Source organism: Aeromonas sp. QDB14, from assembly GCF_027707845.1.
Lineage (GTDB): Bacteria > Pseudomonadota > Gammaproteobacteria > Enterobacterales > Aeromonadaceae > Aeromonas > Aeromonas caviae.
On record NZ_JAPCJD010000128.1, the window covers coordinates 1 to 6158 of the forward strand.

A 6158-nucleotide genomic window follows, 5' to 3' on the forward strand; every position below is an offset into this window, starting at 1 on the left:
TGGTGTGTTTGGAGACAGCCAGTTTACCAGCACCCTGTCTGTCAACTTCCACTTCCCCAAGATCCCGCGAAGAACCAGATAAAAGGCCAGACTCTCCTGCTGCTCCGGTGCAAGCGCGACCGGCGCACCCGCCAGCAGTGTCATCAGCTCATCGGCGGTGTCCAGCAGTTTGTCATAGGCATCCGCCTCTTTCTTGCTGGCAAAGGTCATCTTCTCCACTCCCCCACGTACCACAACATACTTGATCTCAACGGCCATCGCGGCGCCCTCCTGATGATAGTGACCGCAAGTATATGTACGTATATACAGTATTGCAAATACCCTCAGCATGTCGGCGTGCATCGCCAGCCCCTGCTTGGCTGGCGGCGGCCAGTTCACAGCGGAAAACACGTCTTTTCAAAGGGGGGTGTGCAGCGCGGCAAGACAGGGCAGGCGTTTTAAGGTAAATTTCATCAATTCCTTCAACAGGTTGAATCGTATGTCGGATCCGCACTCGGTGATTGTCTGTCCGGCCTGTGACTTGCTGATCGAACGCAAGTTGCTGCCGCTGCGCCGTCACGCCCATTGCCCCCGCTGTCATCAGCATCTGTATGGGCGCTATGCCTTTCGCCCTTCCCAGTTGATGGCGCTGACCATCACCGGATTCCTGTTGCTGCCTTCCGCGTTTTTTGAGCCTTTGATCTATCTTCGTCTGGCGGGCGTGAACTCGGACGCCAACCTGATCAAGGGAATTATGATGCTGTATGCCGAGAGCGAGCTCTGGGTGGCAACACTGGTGCTCTGGTGCGCCGTGCTGGCGCCGACAGGGCTGCTGCTCGGGATCTTTGCCCTCGCCTCCGGCCTGGCCAAGCGCTGGCATCTGCTGGCGTGGACCCTCAAAGCGGTCGAGGTATTTCGCCACTGGGCCATGCTGGAGGTGTACATCGTCAGCCTGCTGGTCGCCCTGTTCAAGCTTATCGACATCGCCGACGTGCGCCTGGGAGGCGGTCTGCTGAGCCTGGGTTGTCTGATGCTGCTCAACATGACGTTGCTGATCCTCTTTGATCCTGCCCCTTACTGGGAGCGGATTCCGCTGCAACATGCCTCCCGGGAGCCGGACCATGTCCCCGATCAGCGCCCGTGAACTGGGGCTTTGCCGCTGCCATACCTGTGGGTTGCTGGTGCGCCATCAACACGGCATGAGCTGCCCTCGTTGTCATACCCCCTTGCAGATGCGCATTCCCCATTCCCTCGCCTGGTCATGGGGCCTGCTGGCGCTGGCCACCTTCATGTTGTTGCCTGCAAACCTGCTGCCCATCACCCACTTCTACAACAAGGGATTATTGCAGTCCGATACCATTTTCAGCGGTATCATGGCGCTCTATCGCAGCAAGATGTCCGGCATCGCCACCATAGTACTGACCGCGAGCATCATCGTGCCCATCGGCAAGATCCTGGGTCTTGGCTGGATCTGCTGGCAGTTGCAGCGCAGCAAGCCGGTGCGCCGCAAACGCCAACTCGTCATGTACCGCATCATCGATTTCATCGGACGCTGGTCCATGCTGGACCTGTTCGTCATCTCGCTGATGGTGGCCCTGGTGGATCGCGGCGTGCTGCTCAATGTGCGTGCCGGCCCCGGGGCGACGGCGTTCGCCGGCGTGGTGGTGCTCACCATGATGTCGGCCAGGATGCTCGATACCCGCCTGTTGTGGGACAAGGCGGCCCGTTAATGTTTTTTGTGTCGAACGCGCTGTGCATCACAGCCAATGTAAGGAGTCGGTATGGTCGGGGCTGAGCCCGTCATTGAGAAGCACCGCTGGTTATCACCGGTCTGGTTGCTGCCCTTCATCGCCCTCTTGCTGGCGGGAGGCTTTCTCTACCAGCAGTGGACGAGCAGTGGTCAACTCATTCGCATCAACTTTGCCCAGGGCAACGGTATCTTGCCGGGCAAGACCCAGTTGCGCTATCAGGGGGTCGCCATCGGCGTGGTCCAGGAGCTGGAACTGGCACAGGATGGTCGCAAGATTGCGGTGCTGGCCAAGGTGGACAGCCGTGCCCGCTCCCTCATACGCAAGGGCTCCGACTTCTGGCTGGTGAGTCCGAAGGCGTCACTGACCGAGATCTCCGGCCTGGACACCCTGGTGTCCGGCAACTACATCAACCTGCAACCCGGACGGGAGAACAACCCGCTGGAGGATGAGTTCGATGCCCTGGATGGCCCTCCCCCTGGTTATCAGGCCCAGGGGCGAACCCTGCACCTGACAGCCGATTCTCTGGGGTCGGTGGGCATCGGTGCCAAGATCTATTTCCGCGGGCTGGAGGTGGGCAGTGTCATCAACACCCGTCTTGGGGAAGAGAACCAGAACGTGATCCTGGATCTGGTGATCGAGCCGCGCTTCGAGCACCTCGTCAAGGCGGATACCCGCTTCTGGAACATCAGCGGCATCAAGGGCTCCTTCAGCCTGGCTGGCGTCAGCGTGGAGGCGGGCAGTCTCACCTCCATCCTGAGCGGCGGCATTGCGTTTGACTCCCCCAAGGATTCTCCCGTGGCGCAAAAGGGGGTCAACTTCATCCTCTACAAGGGGCTGGCCGAGGCCGCCCGGGGTGAGCGCATCACCATCCAGGCGGGGACTCTGCCCATCAAGGAAGGGATGCCCATCCTCTATGAGGGCATCGAGATTGGACGCATCGACCCCATTCGCCTCACCGAACAGGGGCGGAGCGTGACGGCCCTCATCAACCCCGAGCAGGCGTTCCGGGTGACCGGCAAGAGTCGTCTGGTGTGGGAGACGGTCTCTCTCTCCCCTGCCGGGATCAAGCATGCGGATCGCCTGCTGGCCGGGCCCGCCATTCGTCTGGACTATGAACCCGGTAAACGGGTCAACACCATGACCCTGGAGAGCCAGGCACAGCGCGGCGGCATCAAGCTGACCCTGCAGGCAGAGGATCTCGCCGGTTTGAGCGAAGGGGCTCCGCTCTGGTTCAAGGGGTTGCAGATAGGTCAGCTCGGGGCACTGACCCTGGATGCCGGCGGCAATGCCAGTGTCGAGTTGCTGGTGAACGAGCGTTATCGCCATCTGCTGCAACGGGCTCGCTTCTATCGCGCCGCCCCCTTGCAGGTGGAGGCGGACCTCAGCGGTATCAAGGTGGAGACCAGCCCGGCCAGTGCCTGGTTGGCGGGGGGCATCAAGCTGGTACAGGCCCCGAAGGGTGACAGGATTGACCGCCTCTACCCCAGCCAGGAGCTGGCCCTGCTTGGGAGCCGCCATGCCAAAGCGGTCAGCTGGACGCTTCGTGCCGCTCAGGCTGATGGGATCGGTGTGGGCTCCCCCGTCCTCTATCTGGGACTGGAAGCGGGCAAGGTCAAGGCGCTGGATGCCGATGATCGCGGGGTGGCCATCACCCTGGAGATCGATGCCATCTATGCTCCTTTGCTCAAGCAGCAACCTCAGTTCTGGAAGAAGGCCGCCATCGACGGCAAGATCCGGCTCGACGGCGTGCAGGTCAAGATGGGGAACCTCGCCACCCTGCTGCGTGGTGCCATCGAATTCGACAAGCTGGGGACAGGTCGCAGCAGTCATCAGCTCTTTGACAGCAAGGAGCAGGCAAGCTCCCAGGTGCGTACCCTCACGCTCACGGCGGATCACAACCCGGGTCTCGGGGTCGGCAGCCCCATCCGCTATCGCGGAGTGGACATCGGCAAGGTGGAGCAGGTGGAACTGGATCCGACCCTGGGCCAGGTAAGCTTCAAGGCCGAGCTGAATGAGCAATATGCCGCGCGCTTCCTGCAATCCGGGGCGCGCTATGCACTGGTGCAGGCCAAGGTCGGGCTGGGAGGCGTTGCCCACCTCGATACCCTGATCAAGGGGGCCTTTGTGGAGGCGACACCGGGCCGAGGGGCTGGCAAGGAGACCTTCCCCTTGAGCCAGAGTGGCCCCGCCGGTCTTGCCCTGACCCTCAAGAGCCCCTCCGTCGATGGCATCAGCGTGGGCAGCCCCCTGCTGTTTCGCAAGATGGTGGTGGGCAGCGTCACCGGCGTGACCCTGGCCCGGGATGGCAGCGAGGTGCTGATCGATGTGAATGTGGATGGACAGTACGCCCATCTGATACGCGCCAACAGCCGGTTCTGGAATGTCTCCGGGGTCAAGGCCGATATCGGGCTGACCGGTGGCACCATCGAGGTCGAAACGGTGCAAAGCCTGCTGGCGGGCGGGATTGCCTTCAATACGCCGGAGCGGGAGATGGGCGCGACCGTCAAGGCGGGCCATCGTTATCCGCTTCATGCCAAGGCAGAGAAAGAGTGGCTGGAGTGGAGTCCCCGCATCTTGCCCTGAGTTATTCCCCTGCTCGTCAAAAACCGGCCTTGTGCCGGTTTTTTTATGGCCTCATGGACTCTCCCATCAAGAAGGGCGGCGCACTGTGGTAAGATGTCGCCCCTCATTTTGGGTCAGCGAGATTGCGCCGTGCACGACAACACCTACCTCCCCGATCACTTCCTGCGTCACATTGCGGAGTTCATGCCATCCCATCTCTCCATGGAGGCATTCGTGGCGAGTTGCCGGCAGCCGCTGCGGCGCAGCATCCGGGTCAACACCCTCAAGATCACGGTATCCGAGTTTGTCGCCCGCATGGCGCCGCTTGGCTGGCAGCTGGATCCCGTGCCCTGGTGTGAAACCGGCTTCTGGCTCACCCGCAGTGATGAGAGCGTCCCCCTTGGCAACACGGCCGAGCATCTGTGCGGCCTCTTCTATATTCAGGAAGCGAGCTCCATGTTGCCGGTGACGGCGCTCTTTGCCAGTGAGCAAACCAGAGGGGATGGCATGTTGCTGGACGCGGCCGCCGCCCCTGGCTCCAAGACTACCCAGATCGCGGCGCTGATGGAGAACCGCGGCATGCTGATCGCCAACGAGTTTTCCAGCAGCAGGCTGAAAGTGCTGAGCGCCAATATCCAGCGCTGCGGTGTGACCAACGTCGGCATGACCCATTTCGATGCCAAGGTCTTTGGCCAATGGCTGCCTGAAACCTTCGACGCCATCCTGCTCGACGCCCCCTGCTCCGGCGAGGGGACGGTGCGAAAAGATGAAGACGCGCTGCGCAACTGGAGTCTCGAGAGCATCGACGAGATTGCCGCGGTGCAGCGTGGCCTGCTGGAGAGCGCTTTTCACGCCCTCAAACCCGGCGGCGTACTGGTCTACTCCACCTGCACCCTGAGCCTGCAAGAGAATCAGGCCGTCTGTCAGTCGTTGCAGGAGAAGTTCGGTGATGCCTTCAGCTTTGACTCGTTGGCCGATCTCTTTCCGGGAGCGGAGAAAGCCTGTACACCGGAGGGATACTTGCACGTTTGGCCCCAGATCTTCGACAGTGAAGGATTTTTCGTCGCCCGGTTGCGCAAGCATCACTCCGTGCCCAACACCATGTTCAAACCGGGCAAGCTCGGCAAGTTCCCCTTCTCGCCGCTGCCAGAGAAAGAGGCTGGCCCCATGCTGCGGGAGATTGAAGGGAATTTTGGCATCGTGCCCCATGGCCAACTGTTTGGCCGCAATGACGAGATCTGGCTCTTCCCTCACGCCTTCGAGCAGGTACAGGGGAAGCTGCGCTTCGATCGCATCGGCATCAAGCTGGCTGAGACCTTCAAGAAGGGATATCGATTGACCCATGAATGGGCTCTGGCTTACGGCCATGAGGCGAGTAAGGGATGCGTCGAGCTGGATGCCTCCAATGCCCGTGAATTCATGATGGGACGAGATGTCTGGCCAGAGCAGGATGCCGGGAGTGGGGAAGTGATCGTTCGTTACCAGGGGCACCCGCTCGGCATGGGGAAATGGGTGGGGAGTCGCATCAAGAATGCCCTGCCCCGGGAGCTGGTACGGGACAACAACCTGTTCAATGCGTGAGAGTGGGGTCGCTCGAGCAAAAATAGCGCCTGTTCGAGTCTTAAAAACCCCCACTCTGGTTGAACTTTTATCCGGTTCTTGAAATGCCTAGAGCCTTGTCTAAGCTTAAGGCTATCCGCATACCAGTTAGCGCACGGCTCTGCAAGGAGCCAATTCCCCTATGCCAGGTACAAGGAATTCGTACCTGGCTTTTTTTTTCTTCCTTTTTGGGGGAACCGCAGAATTCGGAAAAAATCGTACGCTAAGCTAACGGTGTTCTCGTGACAGCTCTTTGACTAGGCTTTC

Annotated in this window: 5 protein-coding genes; 4 read left to right on the forward strand and 1 reads right to left on the reverse strand. The window is 60.6% G+C overall.

Annotated elements, in window-relative coordinates:
- Positions 1-258 (reverse strand): YebG family protein (locus tag PG887_RS21530; RefSeq protein WP_270822875.1); only part of this gene is annotated, 258 nt, incomplete at its 3' end.
- Between the two features lie 220 nt (positions 259-478).
- On the opposite strand from PG887_RS21530, the gene PG887_RS21535 reads away from it, so the two are divergent.
- The 4 genes from PG887_RS21535 (at position 479) to rsmF (ending at position 5873) form a co-directional block, all read left to right on the forward strand.
- Positions 479-1123, forward strand: a complete 645-nt coding sequence (locus tag PG887_RS21535) for a paraquat-inducible protein A (protein ID WP_010674754.1) — start codon at positions 479-481, stop codon at positions 1121-1123.
- Positions 1101-1709 (forward strand): paraquat-inducible protein A, encoded by a 609-nt coding sequence (locus PG887_RS21540; RefSeq protein ID WP_010674753.1) that lies wholly within the window; start codon positions 1101-1103, stop codon positions 1707-1709. The genes PG887_RS21535 and PG887_RS21540 overlap by 23 nt, the downstream gene beginning before the upstream one ends.
- Before the next feature lie 51 nt (positions 1710-1760).
- Entirely contained in the window at positions 1761-4313 is a 2553-nt protein-coding gene (locus PG887_RS21545; protein WP_010674752.1) for an MlaD family protein, read from the forward strand.
- A 129-nt stretch (positions 4314-4442) separates the two neighbouring features.
- Positions 4443-5873 (forward strand): 16S rRNA (cytosine(1407)-C(5))-methyltransferase RsmF, encoded by a 1431-nt coding sequence (gene rsmF / locus PG887_RS21550; protein WP_270822877.1) that lies wholly within the window; start codon positions 4443-4445, stop codon positions 5871-5873.
- The last annotated feature ends 285 nt before the right edge of the window (positions 5874-6158 follow it).

Bases quoted from the DNA above. Each gene is read 5' to 3' on its own strand.
- PG887_RS21540 (WP_010674753.1), top strand. From the start codon at position 1,101: ATGTCCCCGATCAGCGCCCGTGAACTGGGGCTTTGCCGCTGCCATACC.
- PG887_RS21545 (WP_010674752.1), top strand. From the start codon at position 1,761: ATGGTCGGGGCTGAGCCCGTCATTGAGAAGCACCGCTGGTTATCACCG.
- PG887_RS21535 (WP_010674754.1), top strand. From the start codon at position 479: ATGTCGGATCCGCACTCGGTGATTGTCTGTCCGGCCTGTGACTTGCTG.